This window comes from Geodermatophilus sp. SYSU D01176 (assembly GCF_054050015.1).
Map to the genome: position 1 here is coordinate 36,925 of NZ_JBJGYN010000019.1, position 23,449 is coordinate 60,373.

The 23,449-nt window shown below is 75.5% G+C and carries 24 protein-coding genes; 15 read left to right on the plus strand and 9 right to left on the minus strand.

Translation table 11 applies throughout. The features are described 5' to 3' along the window. Nucleotides 1–8: 8 nt before the first annotated feature. Entirely contained in the window at nt 9–518 is a 510-nt protein-coding gene (locus tag ACI78Z_RS12280) for a murein hydrolase activator EnvC family protein (protein ID WP_457036815.1), read from the minus strand. A 306-nt stretch (nt 519–824) separates the two neighbouring features. Here ACI78Z_RS12280 and rpsB point away from each other — a divergent pair, with 306 nt between their 5' ends. The 5 genes from rpsB to ACI78Z_RS12305 all read left to right on the plus strand — a co-directional run bounded on the left by rpsB (nt 825) and on the right by ACI78Z_RS12305 (nt 5,394). After that, nucleotides 825–1,760 (plus strand): 30S ribosomal protein S2, encoded by a 936-nt coding sequence (gene rpsB / locus ACI78Z_RS12285; RefSeq protein ID WP_457036816.1) that lies wholly within the window; start codon nt 825–827, stop codon nt 1,758–1,760. Nucleotides 1,761–1,852: 92 nt separating this feature from the next. Continuing rightward, the gene (tsf, locus tag ACI78Z_RS12290; protein WP_457036817.1) at nt 1,853–2,668 is read left to right on the plus strand and encodes a translation elongation factor Ts; all 816 of its coding nucleotides are present in this window, start codon (nt 1,853–1,855) and stop codon (nt 2,666–2,668) included. Nucleotides 2,669–2,921: 253 nt separating this feature from the next. After that, nucleotides 2,922–3,707, plus strand: a complete 786-nt coding sequence (gene pyrH / locus ACI78Z_RS12295; protein WP_457036818.1) for a UMP kinase — start codon at nt 2,922–2,924, stop codon at nt 3,705–3,707. A gap of 70 nt (nt 3,708–3,777) precedes the next feature. Further along, the gene (gene frr / locus ACI78Z_RS12300; RefSeq protein WP_448609669.1) at nt 3,778–4,335 is read left to right on the plus strand and encodes a ribosome recycling factor; all 558 of its coding nucleotides are present in this window, start codon (nt 3,778–3,780) and stop codon (nt 4,333–4,335) included. Between the two features lie 18 nt (nt 4,336–4,353). Beyond that, complete coding sequence (locus ACI78Z_RS12305) at nt 4,354–5,394, plus strand: phosphatidate cytidylyltransferase (protein ID WP_457036819.1); 1,041 nt, start codon at nt 4,354–4,356, stop codon at nt 5,392–5,394. Here ACI78Z_RS12305 and ACI78Z_RS12310 read toward each other — a convergent pair. From ACI78Z_RS12310 to ACI78Z_RS12320, 3 genes are all read right to left on the minus strand, one after another. Next, the gene (locus ACI78Z_RS12310; protein ID WP_457036820.1) at nt 5,361–6,512 is read right to left on the minus strand and encodes a GNAT family N-acetyltransferase; all 1,152 of its coding nucleotides are present in this window, start codon (nt 6,510–6,512) and stop codon (nt 5,361–5,363) included. The genes ACI78Z_RS12305 and ACI78Z_RS12310 overlap by 34 nt on opposite strands. Further along, nucleotides 6,509–7,285 carry a polyphosphate kinase 2 family protein gene (locus ACI78Z_RS12315; protein ID WP_457036821.1) on the minus strand — a complete coding sequence of 259 codons (777 nt, stop codon included), beginning with the start codon at nt 7,283–7,285 and terminating at the stop codon, nt 6,509–6,511. The genes ACI78Z_RS12310 and ACI78Z_RS12315 overlap by 4 nt, the downstream gene beginning before the upstream one ends. Before the next feature lie 110 nt (nt 7,286–7,395). Further along, a complete protein-coding gene (locus tag ACI78Z_RS12320; protein ID WP_457036822.1) occupies nt 7,396–8,034 on the minus strand; it encodes a TrmH family RNA methyltransferase in 639 nt (212 codons plus the stop codon). Nucleotides 8,035–8,196: 162 nt separating this feature from the next. On the opposite strand from ACI78Z_RS12320, the gene ACI78Z_RS12325 reads away from it, so the two are divergent. From ACI78Z_RS12325 to ACI78Z_RS12335, 3 genes are all read left to right on the plus strand, one after another. Further along, nucleotides 8,197–9,270 (plus strand): hypothetical protein, encoded by a 1,074-nt coding sequence (locus ACI78Z_RS12325; RefSeq protein WP_457036823.1) that lies wholly within the window; start codon nt 8,197–8,199, stop codon nt 9,268–9,270. Nucleotides 9,271–9,333: 63 nt separating this feature from the next. Beyond that, nucleotides 9,334–10,509, plus strand: a complete 1,176-nt coding sequence (gene rlmN / locus ACI78Z_RS12330) for a 23S rRNA (adenine(2503)-C(2))-methyltransferase RlmN (protein ID WP_457036824.1) — start codon at nt 9,334–9,336, stop codon at nt 10,507–10,509. Next, nucleotides 10,506–11,222 carry a VIT1/CCC1 transporter family protein gene (locus ACI78Z_RS12335; RefSeq protein WP_457036825.1) on the plus strand — a complete coding sequence of 239 codons (717 nt, stop codon included), beginning with the start codon at nt 10,506–10,508 and terminating at the stop codon, nt 11,220–11,222. Before rlmN ends, ACI78Z_RS12335 begins: the two co-directional genes overlap by 4 nt. Here ACI78Z_RS12335 and ACI78Z_RS12340 read toward each other — a convergent pair. The 3 genes from ACI78Z_RS12340 to ACI78Z_RS12350 all read right to left on the minus strand — a co-directional run bounded on the left by ACI78Z_RS12340 (nt 11,215) and on the right by ACI78Z_RS12350 (nt 13,689). Next, entirely contained in the window at nt 11,215–12,204 is a 990-nt protein-coding gene (locus tag ACI78Z_RS12340) for an LCP family protein (protein WP_457036826.1), read from the minus strand. The genes ACI78Z_RS12335 and ACI78Z_RS12340 overlap by 8 nt on opposite strands. A 2-nt stretch (nt 12,205–12,206) precedes the next feature. Next, on the minus strand, nt 12,207–13,166 hold the full coding sequence (locus ACI78Z_RS12345; RefSeq protein WP_457036827.1) for a hypothetical protein: 960 nt from the start codon (nt 13,164–13,166) through the stop codon (nt 12,207–12,209). A gap of 196 nt (nt 13,167–13,362) precedes the next feature. Next, on the minus strand, nt 13,363–13,689 hold the full coding sequence (locus ACI78Z_RS12350; RefSeq protein ID WP_457036828.1) for a DUF2631 domain-containing protein: 327 nt from the start codon (nt 13,687–13,689) through the stop codon (nt 13,363–13,365). A 65-nt stretch (nt 13,690–13,754) separates the two neighbouring features. Between ACI78Z_RS12350 and dxr the strand changes: the two genes are divergently transcribed. From dxr to ACI78Z_RS12375, 5 genes are all read left to right on the plus strand, one after another. Then, a complete protein-coding gene (gene dxr / locus ACI78Z_RS12355) occupies nt 13,755–14,960 on the plus strand; it encodes a 1-deoxy-D-xylulose-5-phosphate reductoisomerase (RefSeq protein ID WP_457036829.1) in 1,206 nt (401 codons plus the stop codon). Nucleotides 14,961–14,970: 10 nt separating this feature from the next. After that, nucleotides 14,971–16,341, plus strand: a complete 1,371-nt coding sequence (locus ACI78Z_RS12360; protein WP_457036830.1) for a M50 family metallopeptidase — start codon at nt 14,971–14,973, stop codon at nt 16,339–16,341. A gap of 53 nt (nt 16,342–16,394) precedes the next feature. After that, nucleotides 16,395–17,573, plus strand: coding sequence for a flavodoxin-dependent (E)-4-hydroxy-3-methylbut-2-enyl-diphosphate synthase (gene ispG / locus ACI78Z_RS12365; RefSeq protein ID WP_457036831.1), 1,179 nt, complete (start codon nt 16,395–16,397; stop codon nt 17,571–17,573). A gap of 8 nt (nt 17,574–17,581) precedes the next feature. Continuing rightward, the gene (locus tag ACI78Z_RS12370; RefSeq protein WP_457036832.1) at nt 17,582–18,433 is read left to right on the plus strand and encodes a GNAT family N-acetyltransferase; all 852 of its coding nucleotides are present in this window, start codon (nt 17,582–17,584) and stop codon (nt 18,431–18,433) included. A gap of 104 nt (nt 18,434–18,537) precedes the next feature. Further along, entirely contained in the window at nt 18,538–20,436 is a 1,899-nt protein-coding gene (locus ACI78Z_RS12375; RefSeq protein ID WP_457036833.1) for a penicillin-binding transpeptidase domain-containing protein, read from the plus strand. Between the two features lie 82 nt (nt 20,437–20,518). Here ACI78Z_RS12375 and ACI78Z_RS12380 read toward each other — a convergent pair whose 3' ends face one another. Then, nucleotides 20,519–20,980, minus strand: a complete 462-nt coding sequence (locus ACI78Z_RS12380; protein ID WP_457036834.1) for a DUF4439 domain-containing protein — start codon at nt 20,978–20,980, stop codon at nt 20,519–20,521. A gap of 15 nt (nt 20,981–20,995) precedes the next feature. Then, a complete protein-coding gene (locus ACI78Z_RS12385; RefSeq protein ID WP_457036835.1) occupies nt 20,996–21,481 on the minus strand; it encodes a hypothetical protein in 486 nt (161 codons plus the stop codon). Between the two features lie 217 nt (nt 21,482–21,698). On the opposite strand from ACI78Z_RS12385, the gene rimP reads away from it, so the two are divergent. Then, a complete protein-coding gene (gene rimP, locus ACI78Z_RS12390; protein WP_457036836.1) occupies nt 21,699–22,283 on the plus strand; it encodes a ribosome maturation factor RimP in 585 nt (194 codons plus the stop codon). Next, a complete protein-coding gene (gene nusA / locus ACI78Z_RS12395; protein ID WP_457036837.1) occupies nt 22,280–23,425 on the plus strand; it encodes a transcription termination factor NusA in 1,146 nt (381 codons plus the stop codon). Before rimP ends, nusA begins: the two co-directional genes overlap by 4 nt. Nucleotides 23,426–23,449 lie beyond the last annotated feature (24 nt).

Sequence of the window (23,449 nt, forward strand, 5' to 3'; positions counted from 1 at the left end):
GCGCGCGGTCAGCCCATGGGCAGCAGCCGGACCTCGGGCGGCTCCAGCAGCGACAGCGGGTCCAGGTAGTCCTCACCGCGGCGCAGCCCCCAGTGCAGGCAGGCCGCGACCGGGCACCCCGCGTGGCCGGCCGCCAGGGTCCCGAGCACCGCGCCGCGCGCGACCGGCTGCCCGGCGCCCACCACGGCGTCGACCGGCTCGTACGTCGTCCGCAGGCCACCGGCGTGGTCGACGCTGACCACCGGCCGCCCGGCCACCATCCCGGCGAAGACGACGACGCCGTCCCCGGCGGCGCGGACCGGCGCTCCGGGCTCCCCGGCGAGGTCCGCGCCGCGGTGCCCGGCCGCGTACCGGTCCGCGGGCGGGTCGAAGGGGCGGGTCACCGCGCCGTCCACGGGGCGCGACCACAGGCCGGCGGGGACGTCGGCCGTCGCGGCCGGTGCCGCGACGGCCGGGGCACCCGCCGCGAGCAGCGGAGCCACCAGGAGCAGCAGGGGAGCGAGGACCCGTCGGCGCACGGGGAGAGCCTGCGTCGTCCCAGCGGCCGACCGGGCGGAGCCCGTCGGTCTGTGGACGGCCCCGGCCGCTGGGGAGGGCCGCCGGCGGCGCGGCGTATGCTGTCGGGCGCGACCCGTCCGCGACGGGTCGACTTCGCGCGTCCTCTCGTCCGCTGGCAGCAGCGGGACGGTCGCCACCCCGGTCCCCGCGGTCCTCCGCGGGGTCGTGGCGGCCCGGACGCCAGGGCGGAGCGCCACCCGGTGCCCGCGACAACCGAGGAGCGCGGCCCGGCGTGGCCGCGCGCAGAGCACAGAGAGGCTGCGGCCATGGCAGTCGTCAGCATGAAGCAGCTGCTCGACAGCGGCGTCCACTTCGGGCACCAGACCCGTCGCTGGAACCCGAAGATGAAGCGGTTCATCTTCACCGAGCGCAACGGCATCTACATCATCGACCTGCAGCAGACGCTCGGGTACATCGACAACGCCTACGAGTTCGTCAAGCAGACGGTCGCGCACGGCGGCTCGATCCTGTTCGTCGGCACCAAGCGCCAGGCGCAGGAGGTCATCGCCGAGCAGGCGCAGCGGGTCGGCATGCCCTACGTCAACCAGCGCTGGCTGGGCGGCATGCTCACCAACTTCTCGACCGTCCACAAGCGGCTGCAGCGGCTCAAGGAGCTCGAGGACATGGAGCAGACCGGCGTCATGGCCGGCCTGTCCAAGAAGGAGCAGCTGGGCCTGACCCGCGAGAAGGCCAAGCTGGAGCGCAGCCTCGGCGGCATCCGCGACATGCAGAAGGTGCCCAGCGCCGTCTGGATCGTGGACACCAAGAAGGAGCACATCGCCGTCGGCGAGGCCCGCAAGCTGAACATCCCGGTCGTCGCGATCCTCGACACCAACTGCGACCCCGACGAGGTCGACTACAAGATCCCGGGCAACGACGACGCCATCCGCAGCGCCGCGCTGCTGACCCGCGTCATCGCCGACGCCGTGGCCGAGGGCCTCATGGCCCGGTCGGCCGCGCAGGCCAACGCCGGCCGTGAGGACGGCGGCCAGCAGGCCATCGGTGGCGACGAGCCGCTGGCCGACTGGGAGCGCGAGCTGCTCACCGGCCAGCAGGGCGACGCCGCCGGCGCCGAGGCCACCCCGCTGCCGGAGACCCCGGCCGAGCCCCCGGCCGTGACCGCCGAGGAGATCGCCCCGGTCGAGGGCGTCCCCGCCACCGGCGGCACGGACACCGGCACCCAGGGCGCCCAGAACGGCTGACGCGGCCCCCCGTCCTCCTCACCTCCGCGCATGCTCGGGGTGGGAGGGCGGGGCCGCGCGTCCCACACCGAACGAGACTCCGAGGAAGAGGCATGGCTGACTTCACCGCGGCCGACGTCAAGCGTCTCCGCGACGCCACCGGCGCCGGCATGATGGACTGCAAGAAGGCGCTCACCGAGGCCGACGGCGACTACGACAAGGCCGTCGAGTTCCTGCGCGTCAAGGGCGCCAAGGACGTCGGCAAGCGCCTCGAGCGCTCGACGACCAACGGTGTCGTCGTCAGCAAGGACGGCGCGCTGCTCGAGCTCGACTGCGAGACCGACTTCGTCGCCAAGAACGCGGACTTCGTCGCGCTGGCCGAGCGCCTGCTGGACGTCGTCCTCGAGCGCAAGCCGGCCGACGTCGACGCGCTGCTCGCCACCGAGGTGGACGGCCAGACCGTCGCCGCCCTGGTCGAGGGCGAGTCGGCCCGCATCGGCGAGAAGCTGGTGCTGAGCCGGTTCGCGGTCTTCGACGGCCAGACCGCCACGTACCTGCACAAGCGGGCCACCGACCTGCCCCCGGCGATCGGTGTCGCGGTGCAGTACAGCGGCGGCAGCGAGGACGCCGCGCGCAGCCTGGCGATGCACATCGCCGCGGCCCGCCCGCGCTACCTCAGCCGCGACGAGGTCCCGGCCGAGGCGGTCGAGACCGAGCGTCGCGTGGCCGAGCAGACGGCCAAGGAGGAGGGCAAGCCCGAGCAGGCGATCACCAAGATCGTCGAGGGTCGGGTCAACGCCTACTACAAGGACTTCGTCCTGCTCGAGCAGCCGTCGATCACCGAGCCCAAGCGCACGGTGAAGCAGATCGTCGACGAGGCCGGCCTGACCGTGGAGCGGTTCGCCCGCTTCGAGGTCGGCCAGCAGTAGGAGGACCACCCTTCCCCCACGCCTCGTAGGAAGACCCCGTCCTCCCCACCCTGCGCACGCTCGGGGTGGGACCCGGGACGGGGCTGGCGGGTTCCTGAAGGGTGGCCGGTTCCAGCACGTCACCGGCCCCGTCCCGCACCAGGGACGGGGCCGGTGGCGTGTCCGGGTACCGGTGCGGGGACCCCTGCCCGCGAGCTGCCGCACGCGCCGTGCGGCAGGATCAGGGGAACGACGCCGAGCGAGGGAAGAACCGTTGACCGACACCGCCGCGCCGCAGCACACCGCGCCCCTGTCCGCCCCGACCGCCTTCGAGCCCGCGGACGGCGCGGGCTACAAGCGGGTCCTCCTCAAGCTCTCCGGGGAGGCCTTCGGCGGCGGCAAGGTCGGCGTCGACTCGGGGATCGTGCAGGACATCGCCACCCAGCTGGCCGACGTCGTCCACGGCGGCACCCAGGTCGCCGTGGTGGTCGGCGGGGGCAACTTCTTCCGCGGCGCCGAGCTGTCCCAGGCCGGCATGGACCGCCGGCACGCCGACTACATGGGCATGCTCGGCACGGTCATGAACTGCCTGGCGCTGCAGGCCTTCTGCGAGCAGGTCGGCCTGGAGACGCGGGTGCAGACGGCGATCGAGATGGGGCAGGTCGCCGAGCCCTACATCCCGCGCAAGGCGGTGCGGCACCTGCAGAAGGGCCGGCTGGTCATCTTCGGTGCCGGCGCCGGCATGCCGTACTTCTCGACCGACACGGTGGCCGCGCAGCGTGCTCTGGAGATCGGCTGCCAGGTGCTGCTCATGGCCAAGAACGGGGTGGACGGCGTCTACGACGACGACCCCCGCACCAATTCCGACGCCGTGATGTACGAGGACCTGGACTACGCCACGGTGCTGGCCAAGCAGCTGAAGGTGGCCGATGCGACGGCCATCAGCCTCTGCATGGACAACAGCATGCCGATCGTGGTCTTCAACCTGCTGCGCGACGGCAACATCGCCCGTGCGGTGGCAGGTGAGAGGATCGGGACGCTGATCAGCGACCCGGCCTGAGCGCCGCGTCGGCCAGCCCGCAGACCCGCACCCGCGGCGGAGCACTCCGCCGCACCAGGAGGAGAGACCCGTGATCGACGACACCCTGCTCGACGCCGAGGAGCGGATGGACAAGGCCCTGTCGGTCGCGCGCGAGGACCTCGGCTCGGTGCGCACCGGGCGCGCCGCCCCGTCGATGTTCAACAAGGTCCTGGTCGACTACTACGGCGCCCCGACGCCGGTGCCGCAGATGTCGTCCATCACCGTGCCCGAGGCGCGCATGGCGGTCATCAAGCCCTACGACACCGGCCAGCTGTCGGCGATCGAGAAGGCGATCCGCGACAGCGACCTCGGCGTCAACCCGACCAACGACGGCCAGATCATCCGGGTGGTGTTCCCGCAGCTGACCGAGGAGCGCCGCCGCGACCTGGTCAAGCAGGCCCGCGCCAAGGGCGAGGACGCCAAGGTGGCCATCCGCAACGTGCGCCGCCGGGCCAAGGAGGAGCTCGACCGCATCGCCAAGGACGGCGAGGCGGGGGAGGACGAGGTGCGCCGGGCGGAGAAGGAGCTCGACGACCTCACCGCCAAGCACGTGCACGGCATCGACGACGCGGTCAAGAACAAGGAGTCCGAGCTCCTCGAGGTCTGAGCCGGCCGGACCCCCGCCATGACCCCCGACCACGACACCGGGCCGATCCCCGCCGTCGGCCGGCGCCCGGCACCGCCTCCGCAGGCCCTGCCGCGGACGCGGACCGACCTGCGCACCGCGCCGCTGCCCGTGCAGCCGCCGGCGACCCCGGAGCCGTCGCCGCGGGAGCCGAGGACGGCGGAGGTCGAGGTCCCCACGTCGACGACCGAGTCCGTGGGCCCGGACCTGGTGCACCCGCCCGCGAAGAAGCCGGGGCGGGCGGGGCGCGACATGGTCGCCGCCGTCGGCGTCGGTGCGGGCCTGGGCGCGCTCATCCTGGTCTCGCTGCTGGTCTACCGGGCGGCGTTCCTGCTGGTCCTGCTGGTCGCCATCCTGGTCGGCGTCGTCGAGCTGACCCGGGCGCTGCGGGCGGGGGACGTGCACGCACCCCTGGTACCGGTCCTCGCCGGCGCCGTGGCGATGCTCGCCCTGGCGTGGACCCGGGGCGCCTCCGGCCTGGTCGTGGCGTTCCTGCTCACGGTGCTCGCCGTCCTGCTGTGGCGGCTCGGGAGCGGCCCGGAGGGCTACCTGCGGGACGCCTCGGCCGGCGTCCTGGTCGCGCTGTACGTGCCGCTGCTGGCCGGGTTCTGCGTCCTGCTCCTGGTGCCCGACGACGGCGCCGCCCGGGTGCTGGCGTTCATCGCGACGGTCGTCGGCAACGACGTCGGCGGCTTCGCCGCGGGCGTGCTGTTCGGCAAGCACCCGATGGCGCCCTCGGTCAGCCCCAAGAAGTCGTGGGAGGGGATGGCCGGCTCCGTCCTCGCCTGCGTCCTGGTCGCCACCCCCGTCGTGACGCTCGCACTCGGCGGTCCGTGGTGGGGCGGCGTGCTGTTCGGCGTCGCCCTCGCGGTCAGCGCCACCGCCGGCGACCTCGGGGAGTCGCTCATCAAGCGCGACCTGGGCATCAAGGACATGGGCAACCTGCTGCCCGGCCACGGCGGGATCATGGACCGGCTGGACTCGCTGCTGCCCTCCGCGGCCGTGGCCTACCTGCTGCTCTCGGTGGTCGCGCCCACCTGAGCGGAGACCTCCCAGGTCGACCCGACCGGGACGAAGCCGCGCCGGGCGTACCAGCGATGGGGCCAGTCGGTGGGGTCTGCCTCCAGCACCACGAGGTCGCAGCCGGCGGCCGCGGCGCGGTCCAACGCGGCGGCCAGGACGGCGTCCCCGTGACCCCGTCCCCGCGCCGCGGGGTCGGTGGCCAGCGACTCGAACGCGGCGGTCGCCCCGTCGACGCGCAGCTGACCGGCCGACACCACCCGGCCCTCCTCCCGGACGGCGAGGTCGGTCACCGCGACCACCCGGTCGTTGCGGTCTTCCCGGCCCACCAGCTGCGCCACCACCTCGTCCAGGTCGGCCTCGGACGCCGGCAGGTCGCGGCGCCACGAGCGCTCCCACAGGTCGTGCACCTCCCGCTGGTCGACCGCCTCGGCGCGGCGGCCGGGCGGGAGCGGCGTGGCGGGCCGGGCCATCACCAGCAGCTCCTCGGCCCGCCACCCCCGGCCGGCCAGGTCCCCGGCGGTCTCGTCCGCGCCCGCCCAGGTCAGCGACGCGGCCAGGTGCGGCCAGCCCGCGTCGGCGGCGACCGCGGCGGTGGCCGCGGCCACGTCGTCGGCGTCCACCGGCTCGGTGAGCAGGAGCCGGTTGTCGTCCCGCGAGTACCGGAAGCGCGGGTCCAGCACGGCGACGCCCCCGGGGACGTCGCGCACCTCGGCCGCCCGCCGGGTCCGCACGGAGAGGGCGAGCGCGAGGGCGCGGCCCAGTGCGTCGTCCGGACGGGGGAGGACCGGCTCGGCGGGCGGCCGGTACGGGACGACGGCGACGACGGCGCTCGTGGGCAGCGGGCCGTGCAGACGAGGGACCCCGTCCTCCCCACCCTGCGCGAGCTCAGGGCGGGCCCGGGGACAGGGCCGGCTTCCTGGTCCCCGGCGCACCGGGTCGGTCAGCCGCGCCGGGTCGACGACGAGCAGCACGAGGTCCCGCCGTCCGGGGAACAGCCGCGCGGCCGGCAGGTGCACCTGCCCGGGGGTGGACAGGTGCACGAACCCCTGCTGCGTCAGGGACGGCGGGCGCAGCGCCCCGTCGTCGAGGGCCGCGCGCCAGGCCGCCGGTTCGACCAGGTGGACCAGCACGCTCACGCGGCCGGCGCGGGCAGCGGGGGGTCGGGGTCGATGCCACGGGCCCGCAGCGCCGACTCGACCGCCTCGCACACGGCGCGCACCACGGCCACCCGCGCCCACCGCTTGTCGTCGGCGGGGATGACGTGCCACGGGGCGACGGCGGTGGAGGTGCGCTCCAGCATCTCCTCGACGGCGGCCTCGTACTCCTCCCGCTTGCCCCGGTTGCGCCAGTCCTCGTCGGTGAGCTTCCACGCCCGGTAGGGGTCGTCGCGGCGGGACTCGAAGCGGCGCAGCTGCTCCTCCGGGGAGACGTGCATCCAGAACTTCACGATGGTCATGCCCTCGGCGGCGAGCGTGTCCTCGAGGTCGACGATCTCCGCGTAGGCCCGCCGCCACTGCTCCTCGGTGGCGAAGCCCTCCACCCGCTCGACCAGCACCCGGCCGTACCAGGTGCGGTCGAGCACGGCCATGCCGCCCCAGCCAGGCAGCACCGGCCAGAAGCGCCACAGGAAGTGGTGCCGCTTCTCGTCGAAGGTGGGGGCGGCGAACTGGGCGACCCGGACGTGCCGGGGGTCCAGCTGCTCGACCAGCCGCTTGATCGCCCCACCCTTGCCCGAGGCGTCCCAGCCCTCGAAGAGCACGCACAGCGGCGGGCCCAGCTCCCCGGAGCCGATCTGCCCGCCGAGCAGCAGGCGCAGGTGCACCAGCCGCTCCTGGGCGGCGGCCAGCTGCTGCTTGGCCTCCTTCTTGGACAGCCGCACGGACAGGTCGACCTCGGCGAGACGGCTCATGCCCGGAGCCTGGCGGTTGTCACCCGCGGTGTCATCCCGAGCGCCCGACGGCCGTGATCATCGGCGGGTGGTCGGCCCGGTCGGCGTGTCGTACGCCCACCTGTCGATGGTCACGGCGGCGCAGTCCCGTGCTGGCGGATCCAGGCGTGCATCGCGATGCCCGCTGCGACGCCCGCGTTGATCGAGCGGGTGGAGCCGAACTGGGCGATGGACAGGACGCCGTCCGCGGCGTCGCGCGCCTCCGCCGACAGGCCGGTGCCCTCCTGGCCGAACAGCAGCACGCAGGCGCGGGGCAGCGGCTCGGTCTCCAGCGGGCGCGCGCCGGGCAGGTTGTCGACGGCGAGCAGCGGCAGCCCCTCGGACCGCGCCCACGCGACGAGCTCCGCGACGTCGGCGTGGTGGCGCACGTGCTGGTAGCGGTCGGTCACCATCGCACCCCGGCGGTTCCAGCGCCGCCGTCCGACGATGTGGACGGCCTCGGCGAGGAACGCGTTCGCCGTCCGCACGACCGTGCCGATGTTCAGGTCGTGCCGCCAGTTCTCGATGGCGACGTGGAAGGGGTGCCGGCGGGTGTCGAGGTCGGCGACGATCGCCTCGACGGTCCAGTAGCGGTACCGGTCGACGACGTTGCGCCGGTCGCCGGCGGCGAGCAGTTCGGGGTCGTACCGGGGGTCCTCCGGCCACGGGCCGTCCCAGGGGCCGACCCCGACGGTGTCGAGCGGGGTGGGTCCGCTCGCCGCCTCGGTCACCCGGCCGACGCTAGCTGGCCGCGCCGGGCCCCCGCCGCGGGCGGTGTGGGCAGCCTCGCGGCGGGTCCCCGTCGCGCCTCCGGGAACCGGCCCGTCGCGTCCGCGACCATGATCTCGCTCCTTTGCGTGAGTTCCCGATGACGGTGAGTGGCTGGAGGTGTGATGACGGCAGGGCAGGACGACGGGGGATCGATCGACCCCGGGCCGACCGGCACCTCGCCGGGTGCCGTCGGGCCACCGGCCGACGAGGCGCCGCCGGCCGACGACTGGGAGCAGGCCTGGCTGCCGGGGTGGGTGACCGGGCCCGGGGCGGACGCCGAGGACACGCTGTCGGACGGCCCCGAGGACAGCGGTCCGGAGGGCCGCGGCGCCGACTGCGCGCCGGGGGCACTCGCCCCCGAGGACGGTGACCCGGAGGACGCCGCACCCGAAGCCAGCGCACCCGAGGACGGCGCACCCGAGGACGGCGATCCGGAGCGTGCCGCGCCCCAGGCGGCCGCCGCCACCCCGAACGCCATCCCGGCCCCGCACCTCGCCGCTGCAGCCGAGACCGTGCGGCCGCGGGTCGTCGTCGCCCCGCGCGTGCGGCCCCGGCGCCGGGCGGCGACCGCCGTGGCGGTCGGCCTGCTCGCCGCCGGCGGCATCGCGGGCGCCGTCCTGCTGGCCGGGTCCTCCTCCGACCCGGTCCCGAGCGCGGACGTGCAGTCGTCACCGGGTGTGGTCGCCGCACCCGCCCTGCCCACTCCCACGAGCACGCCGCCCGGGACCACCGACGCCGTCCCGGCCGCCCCGACGACCAGCGCCGCGGTGTCGACCACGCCCGTGCCGACCACCCCGGTGCAGGAGCTCCGCGCGGACCCCGCTCCGGTGCGCGCCCCCAGGCCGCCCGCCCCCTCCCCGGTGACCGTGCCGGCCCCGGAGGCGTCGCCGTCCGTGGCCGTCCCGCCGGTGCTCCCCGAGACGCCGGCCGCGGCCCCGGGAGGCCAGCCACCGGACCCCGCCGCCGGCCAGGTGCCGACCGGTGGGTCGGCGCCTCCGCCGCCCCCGGCGCCGACACCCACCCCGACCCCGACGGCCACCCCGACCCCTACGCCCACCGCGACACCCGGCCCGACGTCGACGCCGGCGCCGACCACGACCGACGTCCCGACGCCGGACCCGGACGGTGACACCCCGGACGTGGTCCCCGAGACGCCGGCGACCACCGATCCGGTGCCCGACGAGCAGGTGTCCTGAGCGAGGGACCTCACCCGCGGAGCGGCGCACGCACCGGTGCGGGATGGGACCATGGAGGGCGCCATGACTGCCCTCCCCCTGGTCTTCGACGCCCCCCGCCGGGGCAAGCCGCCGCGCCACCTGGCCGACCTCACCCGTGAGGAGGCCCGCGCCGCGGTCGCCGAACTCGGCCAGCCCGCCTTCCGCGCCGACCAGCTCGCCCGGCACTTCTACCGGGGGGTGACCGACCCGGCGCAGATGACCGACCTGCCGGCCGCGGTCCGCGAGGAGCTCAGCGGTGCACTGCTGCCCGGGCTGCTCACGCCGGTGCGGACGCTGAGCGCCGACGGCGGCCGCACCCGCAAGACGCTGTGGCGGCTGCACGACGGCGCGCTGGTGGAGAGCGTGCTCATGCGCTACCCGGACCGGGCCACCGTCTGCATCTCCAGCCAGGCCGGCTGCGGCATGGCCTGCCCCTTCTGCGCCACCGGCCAGAACGGGCTGACCCGCAACCTCTCGGCCGCGGAGATCATCGGCCAGGCGGTCGCCGCCGCCGCCGCGATGGCCAACGGCGAGGTCACCGGCGGGCCGGGCCGGCTGTCCAACGTCGTCTTCATGGGCATGGGCGAGCCGCTGGCCAACTACGCCCGGGTCCGCAAGACCCTCGACGCGCTGGTGACGCCGGCGCCGCACGGGCTGGGCCTGTCCCAGCGCTCGGTGACCGTCTCCACGGTCGGCGTCGTCCCGGCCATCCGGCGGCTCACCGAGGAGGGGCTGCACGTCACGCTCGCGGTCAGCCTGCACGCTCCCGACGACGAGCTGCGCGACACGCTGGTGCCGATCAACACGCGGTGGAAGGTGCAGGAGGTCGTCGACGCCGCCGACGCCTACGCCGAGCGCACCGGCCGCCGGTACTCGGTGGAGTACGCGCTCATCCGGGACGTCAACGACCAGCCGGAACGCGCCGACCTGCTGGGCCGGCTGCTCGCCGACCGGCGGGCGCACGTCAACCTCATCCCGCTGAACCCGACGCCGGGCAGCCGCTGGGACGCCAGCCCGCTGCCGGCGCAGCGGGAGTTCGTCGCCCGGCTGCGTGCGCAGGGCGTCCCGACGACGGTCCGCGACACCCGCGGGCAGGACATCGACGGCGCCTGCGGGCAGCTGGCCGCGGCCGACCGGGTGGCCGGCGTCCCGGCCGTGGCGCTGCCGCAGCCGTCCCTCGAGCCGCCGGTGGAGCTGGGCGCCGAGGCGGACGGGTGACGTCCGAGGCGCCGGCGGCCGAGGCGCACGAGCACAGCCACGCCGACGTCTCCGGCGGGTGGCTGCGGGCCGCCGTCTTCGGCGCCATGGACGGGCTGGTCACCAACACCGCGCTCGTCGCCGGGGTCGGCGGCGGAGGCGCCTCCTCCCGCGCGATCGTGCTCTCCGGCGTGGCCAGCCTGGTCGCCGGCGCGATCTCCATGGCGCTGGGGGAGTACACCTCGGTGCGGACGCAGAACGAGCAGCTCGACCTCGAGGTGGAGAAGGAGCGCCGCGAGCTCGAGCGCAACCCGCGCGGCGAGCTCGCCGAGCTGGTGCAGATGCTCCGCGCCCGCGGTGTCGACGCCGACCTCGCCCAGCGGGTCGCCGTCCAGCTGCACCGCGACCCCGACACCGCGCTCCGGTTGCACGTGGTCGCCGAGCTGGGGCTCAACCCGGCCGACAAGCCCTCGCCGTGGACGGCGGCGGTCTCCTCGTTCGTCACGTTCGCCACCGGGGCGGTGGTCCCGTTGCTGCCCTACCTGCTCGGGTTCTCCGTGCTCGCCGCCGCTCTCGTCTGCGGTGCCGTGGGCCTGGCCGCGGCCGGCGCGCTGTCGTCGCGCTTCACGCCGCGGCCCTGGTGGTACGCCGCCCTGCGCCAGCTGCTCTTCGGCGCGGCCGCGGCCGGGCTGACCTACGGGGTCGGGGTCGCCATCGGCGTCGGGGTCAGCTGACCCCTCCCTCCCGGCAGGACAGTCCGGCCGCGGCGACGGCGGCCGTGGTGTCGGCCGTGGGGAGCCGCGCCGGCGTCCCGCCCAGCGGCTCCCCGGCCGACAGGACGGTCACCGGGCCGAGGTCGGCGCGGGCCAGGGCCAGCAGGTCGGTCGCGGAGGTCCCCGGGTCGACGGCGACCGCGCCCGAGGCGGCCCAGGCCAGGGACTGCAGCCGCGCCGGCCGCGACCAGGCCGCGCGCACCTGGTCCACCAGACCGGCGAGGACGGCGCCGGCGGTGTCGGCGCGCCCGTCCGGGTCGACCGGTGCGGGCACCCAGGTGCCGTCCACCCGGTGCTCGGGGTGCCGCGAGCGGACGAGGGCCAGCGCCGTGGCGCCGTCCACGTGCCGCCGGCCGGCCCGGGTCAGCAGCAGGCCGGCCGGCTCGTCCCGCACGGGCGCGGGGACGTCGACGTCCAGGCCACCCACGGCGTCGACCACCGCGGCGAACCCGGCCAGGTCGACGGTGACCAGGTGGTCGGTGGGGATGCCGAGCCCGCACAGTGCCGCGACCGTGGCCCGTGGCCCGTCCAGCCAGGTCGAGGCGAGGCGCTCGCCGGTGCGGCCGGAGACGACCAGCAGGTCGCGCGGCACCGACAGCGCCGTGGTGCCGGCATCGGTCTGGTGGACGACGACCACCACGTCGGCGCGGGCGCCGGGGACGTCCGCGGCGGTGCCGAAGTCGGCCGGGTCGGCGCCGGGGGGCAGCTGTTCCCGGGAGTCCAGGCCGACCAGCACCCAGGTGCGGCCGTCGGCGTCGTCCGCGGCGAGGTCGACGGCGAGTTCGCCGACGCGGCCGGTGAGCAGCGCGACGTCGGCGCCGACCGCGACCAGCAGCAGGGCGAGGACGGCGAGGGCGCCCCGGGTCCAGCGCCGCCGTCCCCGGAACGGCCGACGCCGGCCAGGGGAGCCCTGGCCGGCGTCGGGGTGGTGCGCTGCGGTCACGCTCAGACCTGCGAACCCTCCGCGGCCCGGCGGCGGGCGGCGAACACCAGGCCGCCACCCAGCGCCAGGGCACCCACGCCCAGGCCCAGCGGGAGGGCGATGTCGGCGCCGGTGTAGGCCAGGCTCGACGACGACGGGTTCGAGGTGGTGGCGGCCGCGGTCACGGTGAAGGACTCCTGGAAGTAGGTGCCCATGTTGCCCTCGTAGACCAGCGTGTGGTCGCCGGTCGGGGTGCCGGCCGGGACGGTGAAGGAGGCCGTCACGGTGCCGGTGCCGTCGGCGGTGAAGGTGCCGACGGTCTGCGGGGTCGAGTGCAGGGTCACGGTGACGACCTCGCCGGGCTTGAAGCCGGTGAGGACCTTGACGACCTTGCGGCCCGGGGCCGCGCTGTCACCGGTGGCCGAGCCCTCGTCCGGGCTGGCGACACCCGGGGTGTTGGCCTGCGTGCCCCGGACCACGTAGGTCGGTGCGGTCGTGGCGGGGGGCGCGGCGGTGGTCGGGGTCGGGGTGGTCGTGGTGGGGGTCTCCGTCACGGGGGTGGAGGTCCCGGACGACACGCTGACCGTGATCTCCGGGTACTCCACCGGCTCGCCGGCGTAGGAGGTGGCGCAGGCGGCGTAGAGCGAGTGCGTCCCGGTGGTCCCGGCCGGGAACGAGACCGCCGTCGACCAGGAGCCGTCCTCGGCCGGCTCGGCCAGGAAGACGCCCGTGGGCTCGGCCGCCTCGAAGTCCGCCAGGTCGGTGACGACGACGGCGAACGCCACCCAGTCGGGGTTCTGGGCGTCGTCGGCGACGCAGCCGGTCCCGCTGACCTGGAACGGCGCACCGGCCGTCGCGGTCGACGGCGCGGTGGGGGTGGTCAGGGGCGCCGCGAGTGCGGCAGGGGCGAGCAGCAGGCCGGTGGCCACGGTGGTGGCGGTCAGCCCGGTCAGGGTCGCGGCGCGGGTGGTGGTGCGGGGCATCGTGGCTCTCCGGTCACGGTCAGGGGCCCGGCACTCCGGACCTCTCTGCCCTCCCATCGGCTGTGATCGTCCCGGACTGGAGGGGAGAGGTGGGTCACCTGGTCTCGGAAGGGCAACGATCCGTCCCACCCGTTCCCCGCACGGACGACGAGAGGCCCGCCCCCTGCGGCAGGGGACGGGCCTCTCGAGGTCTGCGCTACTTGGCGCGCCAGGCGTTCCGGCGGCGGCGCCAGTCCACCAGCAGGATCAGCACCATCAGCGCGGCGATGGTCACGACCCAGATGTCCTCGACGCGGCCCTCGTGGTTGCCGATGAGGTAGGAGAGCATGAACAGGGTCGCGATGACCGCGCCCACGCGGCCCCACCTGCCGGTCTCGCCGTGCCAGCCCCAGTCCTCCGGGCGCTCGTGCTCGACCGGGTGGGCGTCGGCCCGGACGACGGCCTCCTCGCGCCCGGGCTGGTTGACCCGCCCCGTCGCCGGGTGGTCCACGGAGATCCGCTCGCGGTGGGTCTGCTCGCTCACACCGACATCCTGCCAGCCCGCCGGAGGAGCCACCCACCGAGGGAGGGACGGCGCGTCGGGGGAGGATGCGGGCCGTGGACGGCGTGCGCGAGGTGACGGTGCTGGGCTCCACCGGGTCGATCGGCCGCCAGGCGATCGCGGTGGCCCAGCAGAACCCGGACCGGCTGCGGATCACCGGCCTGGCGGCCGGGGGCGGGGACGTCGCCCGGCTGGCCGAGCAGGCGCTCTCCCTCGGCGTCCGCACCGTCGCCGTCGCCCGCGCGACCGCCGCCCAGGACCTCCAGCTGGCCTTCTACGCCGCGGCGTCCCAGCGCGGCTGGTCCCGGGGCGAGTACGCGCTGCCGGAGATCCTCGCCGGGCCGCGGGCGGCCGAGGAGCTGGCCGCCCGCCCCGCGGACGTCGTCCTCAACGGCATCACCGGGTCGATCGGGCTGCGTCCCACGCTCTCGGCGCTGCGGGCCGGTCGCACGGTCGCGCTGGCCAACAAGGAGTCGCTGGTGGCCGGCGGGGAGCTGGTGACCGCGGCGGCGGCGCCGGGGCAGCTGGTGCCGGTCGACTCCGAGCACTCGGCGCTGGCCCAGTGCCTGCGCGGCGGCACCCGCGGCGAGGTGGCCCGGCTGGTGCTCACCGCCAGCGGCGGACCGTTCCGCGGGCGCACCGCCGCCGAGCTGGCCGACGTCACCGTCGAGCAGGCACTGGCGCACCCGACGTGGGCGATGGGCCCGGTCGTCACGATCAACTCCGCGACCCTGGTGAACAAGGGCCTGGAGCTCATCGAGGCGCACCTGCTGTTCGACGTCCCCCTCGCCGACATCGACGTCGTCGTGCACCCGCAGTCGATCGTGCACTCGATGGTGACCTTCGCCGACGGCGCCACCATCGCCCAGGCCAGCCCGCCGGACATGCGGCTGCCGATCGCGCTGGCCCTCGCCTGGCCCGACCGGCTGCCGCACGTGCAGCCGGCCCTGGACTGGTCGGCGGCGAGCAGCTGGGAGTTCGCGCCGCTGGACGACGAGGCGTTCCCCGCGGTCGGGCTGGCCCGCTCCGCCGGCGAGGCGGGCGGCGTGGCCCCGGCGGTCTACAACGCGGCCAACGAGGAGGCGGTCGCGGCCTTCCTCGCGGGTCGGCTGCCGTTCCGGGGCATCGTCGACCTCGTCGCGCGTACCCTCGACGACGCGCCGGACCTCGGCGCCCCCACCTGCGTCGAGGACGTCCTGGCGGCGGAGGGGTGGGCCCGGCAGCATGCCGGGAGCGTGATCGCCGGAGGCTGAGCTGAGCGGGTTGCTGCTGACCGTCCTCGGGATCGTCGCCTTCGGGGCCGGGCTGCTCTTCTCGATCGCCTTCCACGAGTACGGGCACTTCTTCTGGGCCCGGAAGTTCGGCATGCGGGTGCCGCAGTTCATGGTCGGCTTCGGCCCGACGGTCTTCTCCCGCACCCGCGGTGAGACCGAGTACGGCATCAAGGCCGTCCCGCTCGGCGGCTACATCCGCATCATCGGCATGATCCCGCCGGCCGAGGAGAACGAGAGCACGCGGGCCACCCGGATGCGCTCGTTCATCGCCGAGGTGCGTGGCGCGGCCCTCGACGACGTCCGCCCCGGCGACGAGGGCCGGGTGTTCTACGCCAAGCCCTGGTGGCAGCGGGTCATCGTGATGTTCGCCGGCCCGTTCCACAACCTGGTGCTGGCGGTGCTGCTCTTCACGGTGCTGCTGACCGTCGTCGGCACCGGCGTGCTGACCACGACGGTGCGCACCGTCCCCGCCTGCGTGCTGCCCGCCACCGCCATCTCCCAGGCCCAGACCGGCGCCGACCCGTGCACGGTGCCGATCGACCCGTCCGGGCGGACCTGCGAGGAGGGGACGCCGGGGTGCGCGCTGCCCCAGCAGAGCCCCGCCGCGGCCGCCGGCCTGCGCCCCGGCGACACGATCGTCGCGATCGACGGGAAGCCGCTGGAACCGACCGCGTACGACAGCTGGACGACGGTGCAGGAGGCGATCCGCACCAGCCCCGGGCAGCCGCTGGACCTCACCATCGAGCGGGACGGCGCCCGGCAGCAGCTCACCGTGACGCCGATCCCCAACACCGTCTACGCGGATCCGACCGACCCCACCGAGGGGACGACGACCGCCGGCTACCTCGGGGTCTCGCCGAGCGGCGTGCTGGCCCGGCAGGACCTCGCGGACGTACCCGCCTACTTCGGCACCATCGTGGTCAACGCCGTCGAGCGGCTGGTCGAGATCCCCGAGCGCATCCCGCAGCTGTTCCGCGCGGCGTTCCTGGGGGAGGAGCGCGACCCCAACGGCCCGATCGGCGTCGTCGGCGTCGGGCGCATCTCCGGTGAGGTGTTCTCGATCCCGGAGCTGACCACCATGGAGAAGGTCAGCACGTTCCTGCAGCTGCTGGCCAGCATCAACCTGGTGCTGTTCCTGTTCAACCTGCTGCCGATCTACCCGCTCGACGGCGGGCACGTGGCGGGCGCGCTGTACGAGAAGGCGCGCTCGGTCGTCGCCCGGCTGCGCGGTCGGCCGGACCCGGGCCCGTTCGACATCGCCCGGCTGATGCCGGTGGCCTACGTCGTGGCCGGCCTCTTCGTCGTCCTCTCGGGCCTGCTGCTGATCGCCGACATCGTCAACCCGATCACACTGCAGTAGGCATCCCCGCCGCTCGCGGCGCCGACCTGCAGGTGGTGGGGATACTGGGGCACATGGCGATCCCCGTCGGTCTCGGCATGCCCGCAGCACCCCCGCCCGTCCTCGCCCCCCGGCGCAAGACCCGTCAGCTCGACGTCGGTGGCGTCGGGGTCGGCAGCGACCACCCGGTCAGCGTGCAGTCGATGACGACGACCAAGACCGCCGACATCAACGCCACGCTGCAGCAGATCGCCGAGCTGACCGCCTCCGGCTGCCAGATCGTGCGGGTGGCGGTGCCCGACACCGACGACGCCGAGGCGCTGCCGATCATCGCGAAGAAGTCGCAGATCCCGGTCATCGCCGACATCCACTTCCAGCCGCGCTACGTGTTCGCCGCGATCGACGCCGGCTGCGCCGCCGTGCGGGTGAACCCGGGCAACATCAAGAAGTTCGACGACAAGGTCGGCGAGATCGCCAAGGCGGCCAAGGGCGCCGGCATCCCGATCCGGATCGGCGTCAACGCCGGGTCGCTGGACAAGCGGCTGCTGGCCAAGTACGGCAAGGCCACGCCCGAGGCGCTGGTCGAGTCGGCGCTGTGGGAGTGCTCGCTGTTCGAGGAGCACGACTTCCGCGACATCAAGATCTCGGTGAAGCACAACGACCCGGTGGTCATGGTGCGCGCCTACGAGCTGCTGGCCGCGCAGTGCGACTACCCGCTGCACCTCGGGGTCACCGAGGCCGGCCCCGCGTTCCAGGGCACCATCAAGTCCGCGGTCGCCTTCGGTGCGCTGCTCTCCCAGGGCATCGGCGACACGATCCGCGTGTCCCTGTCGGCCCCGCCGGCCGAGGAGGTCAAGGTCGGCACCCAGATCCTCGAGTCGCTCAACCTGCGCCAGCGCGGCCTGGAGATCGTCAGCTGCCCGTCGTGCGGTCGCGCCCAGGTCGACGTCTACACGCTGGCCGACGAGGTGACCGCCGGGCTGGAGGGCATGGAGGTGCCGCTGCGCGTCGCGGTGATGGGCTGCGTCGTCAACGGCCCGGGGGAGGCCCGCGAGGCCGACCTGGGCGTGGCCTCCGGCAACGGCAAGGGGCAGATCTTCGTCAAGGGCGAGGTCATCAAGACCGTCCCGGAGTCGCAGATCGTGGAGACCCTCATCGAGGAGGCTCTTCGACTGGCCGGGGAGATGCGCCCGTCCGGTGAGCAGGTCGACGAGGGCACCCCCTCCGGCCCGCCCGTCGTCACCGTCGGCTGACCGGTCCGGTGCTGCGCACGCCGACCGCGCGGGTCCTCGACGAGACCGACGAACCCGCCGTCCGGTCCCTGCTCGCCACCGACCCGGTGGCCGCGTGCGTCATCGCCGGGCGCGTGGAGGCCGCCGGCACCGCGGCCTCGGCCCTCGGCGCCCCGCTGTGGGGCCTGGACAGCGGCCGCTCGCTGGACGCCGTCTGCCTGGCGGGGGCCAACCTGATCCCCTTCGCCCTCCCCGGTGCGGAGCAGGCGGCGGCGACCGCCTTCGCCGACCGGGCCCGCCGGACGGGCCGGCGCTGCTCGACCATCGTCGGCCCCGCGGCGTCGGTGGACCCGCTGTGGGAGCTGCTGGCACCCACGTGGGGCCCGGCCCGCGACCACCGGCCCCGCCAGCCGCTGCTGGCCATCGAGGGACCGCCCGCGCTCGCCCCGGAGCCGCGGGTGCGACCGGTCCGCCCCGCGGAGCTCGACGTCCTGCTCCCGGCGGCGGTGGCGATGTTCACCGAGGAGGTCGGGGTCAGCCCGCTGCGGGTGGACGGCGGCGCCGGCTACCGGGCGCGGGTGGCCGACCTGGTCCGCGCCGGGCAGTCGCTGGCGTGGATCGAGGGCGGCGAGGTGCTGTTCAAGGCCGAGATCGGCGCGGTGTCCCGCAGCGTCTGCCAGGTCCAGGGCGTGTGGGTCACCCCCGCCCACCGCGGCCGCGGCATCGGGACCGCAGGCATGGCGGCCGTGGTCGACTACGCCCGCACCGCGATCGCGCCGGTGGTCAGCCTCTACGTCAACGACTACAACGGCCCGGCCCGCGCCGCCTACGCCCGGGTCGGGTTCCACGAGGTCGGGCGCTTCGCCAGCGTCCTGTTCTGAGAGAGGACCCCCTTGCCCCCCGTCCCCCGCAGGCTCGCGGCGGGACCCTGCACGGGGGGCGGCCTCCCCGGGATCGGCGGTCTCGTCTGGAACGCTGTCTGCCCGTGCGCACACGTCGGGGAACGGTCCTGGGGTCCACGTTCACGCTGCTCGCCGTGCCGGTGCTGGTGGGCTGCTCCGGCGACGCCGAGGACGACGTCCGCGCCGCGGCCGAGGCGTTCCTGGCCGACTGGTCTGCCGGGGACACCGCGGCCGCCGCCGGCGCGACCACCGACCCGGAGGCCGCGACCGCGCTGCTCGAGCAGACCGCGAGCGACCTCCCGCGAGCCGGGCTCAGCGCCGAGGTCGGCCAGGTCTCGGTCGAGGACGGCACGGCCACCGTCGGCTGGACCGCCACCTGGGACCTCGCCGCCGCCCCCGACTGGAGCTACCCCGCCACCCTGCGGCTGCAGGAGGCCGAGGAGGGCTGGGACGTCGTGGCCGAGCCGACCCTCGTGCACCCGGAGCTGGCGGAGGGCCAGCGACTGCGGCTGGAACGCGAGCTGCCCGAGCGCGCGGCCGTCACCGACGCGGCCGGCCAGCCGCTGTTCACCCCCGCCGAGGTGGTCAACGTCGGCGTCGACCCGGGTCAGGTCACCGACCTGCCGGCGCTGGCCGCGGGGCTGTCGGCGGCCACCGGGATCCCCGCCGAGGAGATCGTCGCCGACGTCCAGGCCGCGCCGGCCGGCCAGTTCGTGCCGGTGATCACGCTGCGCCGGCCGGACTTCGAGGCCATCCGCGCGCAGGTCTTCGACCTGCCCGGCGCGGTGTTCCCCACCGACACCCGGCTGCTGGCGCCCACCCCCCGCTTCGCCTCGGCCCTGCTGGGCCGGGTCGGCCCGGCGACCGCCGAGGTGCTGGAGGAGACCGCCGAGGACGGCACACCGGTGTACGCCGCCGGCGACGAGCTCGGCCTCTCCGGACTGCAGCGCGCCCTCCAGGAGCAGCTGACCGGCACACCCGGCTTCACCGTGAGCGTGGTCAGCACCGACGAGGCCACCGGCGACCCCGGCCGGGAGGTCGACGCGGTGCCGCCGGTGCCCGGCGAGCCGGTGCAGACACCGCTGGTGCGCGCGGTGCAGACCGCGGCCGACGCCGCCGTCGCCACCCAGCAGCTGCCGACGCACCTGGTCGTCGTCCGGCCCGGCACGGGCGAGATCGTGGGGGTGTCGTCCAACGAGGCCGCTGCCGCAGGCAACGCGTTCACCGGCCAGTACCCGCCCGGCTCGAGCTTCAAGACGATCAGCGCCACCGCGTTGCTGGCCACCGGCACGCTGACCCCGCAGACGCCGGTGCCGTGCCCGGGCACCTTCGTGGTCGACGGTCGTGAGTTCGAGAACGCCGACCAGTTCGACCTCGGCACCGTCCCGTTCACCGCGGCCTTCGCGCGGTCGTGCAACACGACCTTCATGCAGCAGGGGCTGCAGCTGCCCGACGACGCGCTGGCCACCGCCGCCGCCTCCTACGGCGTCGGCACCGACTGGCAGCTCCCCGTCGACGTGTTCAGCGGCGAGGTGCCGGCCGACAGCACCGGGACGACGAAGGCGGCCGACGCGATCGGGCAGGGCCAGGTGCTCATGAGCCCCGCGCAGCTCGCCCTCGTCGCCGCGGGCGTGGCCGGCGGGACCCCGGCCGTGCCGGTCGAGGTCGTCGGCGCCGAGCCGGCCGGGCAGGTGCCCGCCGGTCCGGACCCGGCGGTGCTCGAGGCGCTGCGGCCGATGATGCGCGAGGTCGTCCTCTCCGGGACGGCGAGCGGCCTGGCCGACCGCGGCGAGGTCTACGGCAAGACCGGCACTGCCGAGTTCGGCACCAACACCCCGCCCGACGCCCACGGCTGGTTCATGGGCTACCAGCTGGCCGGGCCGCAGGGCGACCTGGCCTTCGCCGTCCTCGTCGAGACCGGTCAGTCCAGCAGCGTGGCCGTGGACGTGACCGACGCCTTCCTCGGCGGTCTGGGCGGTTAGCGGACGGGTTCCGGCAACGGTGTGCGGGGAGGCGGGGCCCGGGAACCCGGCTCCCGCGCCCACCGTCCGGCCCGCGCCTCCGTCAGGGCTGGGGCAGGCCGGGGAACGCGCTGGTGACGGGGGTCCGGTCGGCCGCGGCGCGCCACCCGACCGCGCGCACCTCCGCGGCTCCCAGCTCCGCCACCGCGAGCTCGCGGACCGACGCCTCCGCGGCCTGGTCCAGCAGCCGCACCCAGGCCGCGGACACCCCCTCCTCGAGGACGACTGCCAGTGCCGCGGCGTCCACGGCCGTCAGCACCGGGAACGGGAGGGTGTACCCGGCCTCGCGGGGGACCAGGTCGGCGCCACGGGACCCCAGGAGTGCCGCCAGGCGGTCACGGACGTCGCGGTGGGCGACCTCGGCGGCCGCCGCGGGTGCCCGGGCGTCCGGCGGCAGCGCCGCGCCCACCGTGCCGTACCCCCACACGGCGGCGTGCTCGGCGGCCAGCGCCTCGCGCAGTGCCGCGGTCTCGGTGCCCTCGTCGAGGAGCCCGTCGTCAGCCACGTCCGTGCCGCTCCCTCACGCCAGAGCCGCCTCGTGCCCGCGCAGCCCCGCGGCGATCGACCCGAGCAGCGCCGCCCGCGCGCCGGTCTGCCGGGCGCAGGCCGTGGCGTGGGAACCGGCCGCGGTGGCCACCTGCTCGCGCAGCCAGGTCCGCACGTCCCCGCCGGCCGGGGCGGCCGGCGGAGCGGAGGAGGACGCGGCCGGCGACGACGTCGAGGACGGCGCCGCGGCGCGCAGCCGGTCCAGCTGCTCGGTCGCCTGCGCGGCCAGGTCGCTCAGCGCGAGGGCGGGGTCGGCCGTCGTCGCCGCGGCGTAGGCCGCGACCACCGCCTCCTGGACGGCGACCTGGCCGGCCAGCCGGTCGGCCTCCTCCGTGCTCACCGCGGGGGCGCCCGCGGAGCCGGCGGTGCAGCCGGTCGCGAGCAGCGCGAGGCCGGCCGAGGCCGCCAGGAAGGCGCGGCGGGAGCAGCCCGCGGGAGCGGGGGTGGGGAGGGGGGACATCGGCCCCATCCTCGCAGCCGCGCACCCGCACGGCGGGGAGCACTCGGCGGGCGGGTTCCTGCCCGGCCGCCCGGTCTCGGGCCGGACGTGGGAGCGGTAGCCTGACCTTTCGCCCGGTACCGGGCCGACGGCGCGTCCGGCGTCCCCGACGGGCCGCGACGCGGGACGCCGACCACCGTGCGCGTCCGCCGACCGAGCCAGGAGAGGGAGGGAGCCCGTGTCCGCCGCCCCCCGCACCGACCCCGTCGCCACCCGGATGGCCGGACTGGTCGCGCCGGTCGTCGAGGCCGCCGGGTACGACCTCGAAGAACTGGTCGTCACCCCGGCCGGCCGGCGCAGCGTCGTCCGGGTCGTGGTGGACCGGGACGCCGGCGTGACCCTCGACGACGTCGCGGAGGTCAGCCGAGCGGTGTCCGCCGCCCTCGACGAGCACGACGGCGAGTTCGGCAGCGCCCCCTACGTGCTCGAGGTGACCAGCCCCGGGGTCGACCGGCCGCTGACCGAGCCGCGCCACTGGCGGCGCAACACCGGGCGGCTGGTCACCGTCGCCGTGGGCACCGAGGGGTCGGCCGAGCAGGTGACCGCCCGGGTGCTCGAGGTCGACGGCGAGGGGGTGATCCTCGCGGTGGAGGCCACGGGCAAGCCCGGCGCGAAGAAGCGGCCACCCACCCGGCGGCACGTGCGGTGGCAGGAGCTGGGCGCCGGGCGGGTGCAGGTGGAGTTCGGCCGGCCGGTCCCGGGTGGCGGGGACACAGGCACGACGCAGGCCGATCCCGCGGACGACGACGGAGGAGGACAGTGAACATCGACGTGACCGCCCTCAAGGCGGTCGAGCGGGAGAAGGGCATCCCGGCCGACACGGTCATCGAGGCCATCGAGACGGCCCTGGTGACCGCCTACCGGCACGCCGACGGCGCCAGCAAGCACGTGCGGGTGCACGTCGACCGCAAGAGCGGCGAGGTCGCCGTGCTCGCCCAGGAGCTCGGCCCCGACGGCGAGGTGGTCCGCGAGTGGGACGACACCCCCTCGGACTTCGGCCGGATCGCGGCCAGCACCGCCAAGCAGGTCATCGTCCAGCGGCTGCGCGACGCCGAGCACGAGCAGACCTTCGGCGAGTACGCCGGCAAGGAGGGCGACATCGTCAGCGGCATCGTGCAGGCCGACCAGCGGCGCAACGCCAGCGGCACGGTGCTCGTCGACATCGGCAAGGTGGAGGCCGTGCTGCCCGCCGCCGAGCAGGTACCGGGGGAGAGCTACCCGCACGGCAGCCGGCTGAAGGCCTACGTGGTGTCGGTCGCCCGCACCTTCCGCGGCCCGCAGGTCACCGTCTCCCGCACCCACCCGAACCTGGTCCGCAAGCTCTTCGCCCTTGAGGTGCCCGAGATCGCCGACGGCAGCGTGGAGATCGTCGCGGTCGCGCGCGAGGCCGGGCACCGCTCGAAGATCGCCGTCCGCACCTCCGTGCCGGGGCTCAACGCCAAGGGCGCGTGCATCGGCCCGATGGGGCAGCGGGTGCGCAACGTGATGAGCGAGCTGCACGGCGAGAAGATCGACATCGTCGACTGGTCGGACGACCCGGCGACCTTCGTCGCCTCCGCGCTCAGCCCCGCCCGGGTGACCAGCGCCCAGTTGGTCGACCGCCAGGCCAAGGCCGTGCGGGTCGTCGTGCCCGACTTCCAGCTGTCGCTGGCGATCGGCAAGGAGGGGCAGAACGCCCGCCTCGCCGCCCGGCTCACCGGCTGCCGGATCGACATCCGCAGCGACGCCCAGCCCGACGACGCGACGCCGTCCCCCGGGGTGGGGCGCGCGCCGCTGCGCTCGGGCGCGCCGGCCGGGCGCGGCGGTGCCCCCGGCGGCCGTCCCGGTGGTCCGGGCGGCGGCGGCCGCCCCGGTCGGGTGCCCGGTGGCCGGAGCCCGGAACACCCGGGGCCCTCAGCGCGCTAGAGTGAAAGGTGGCCGAAACGTCGA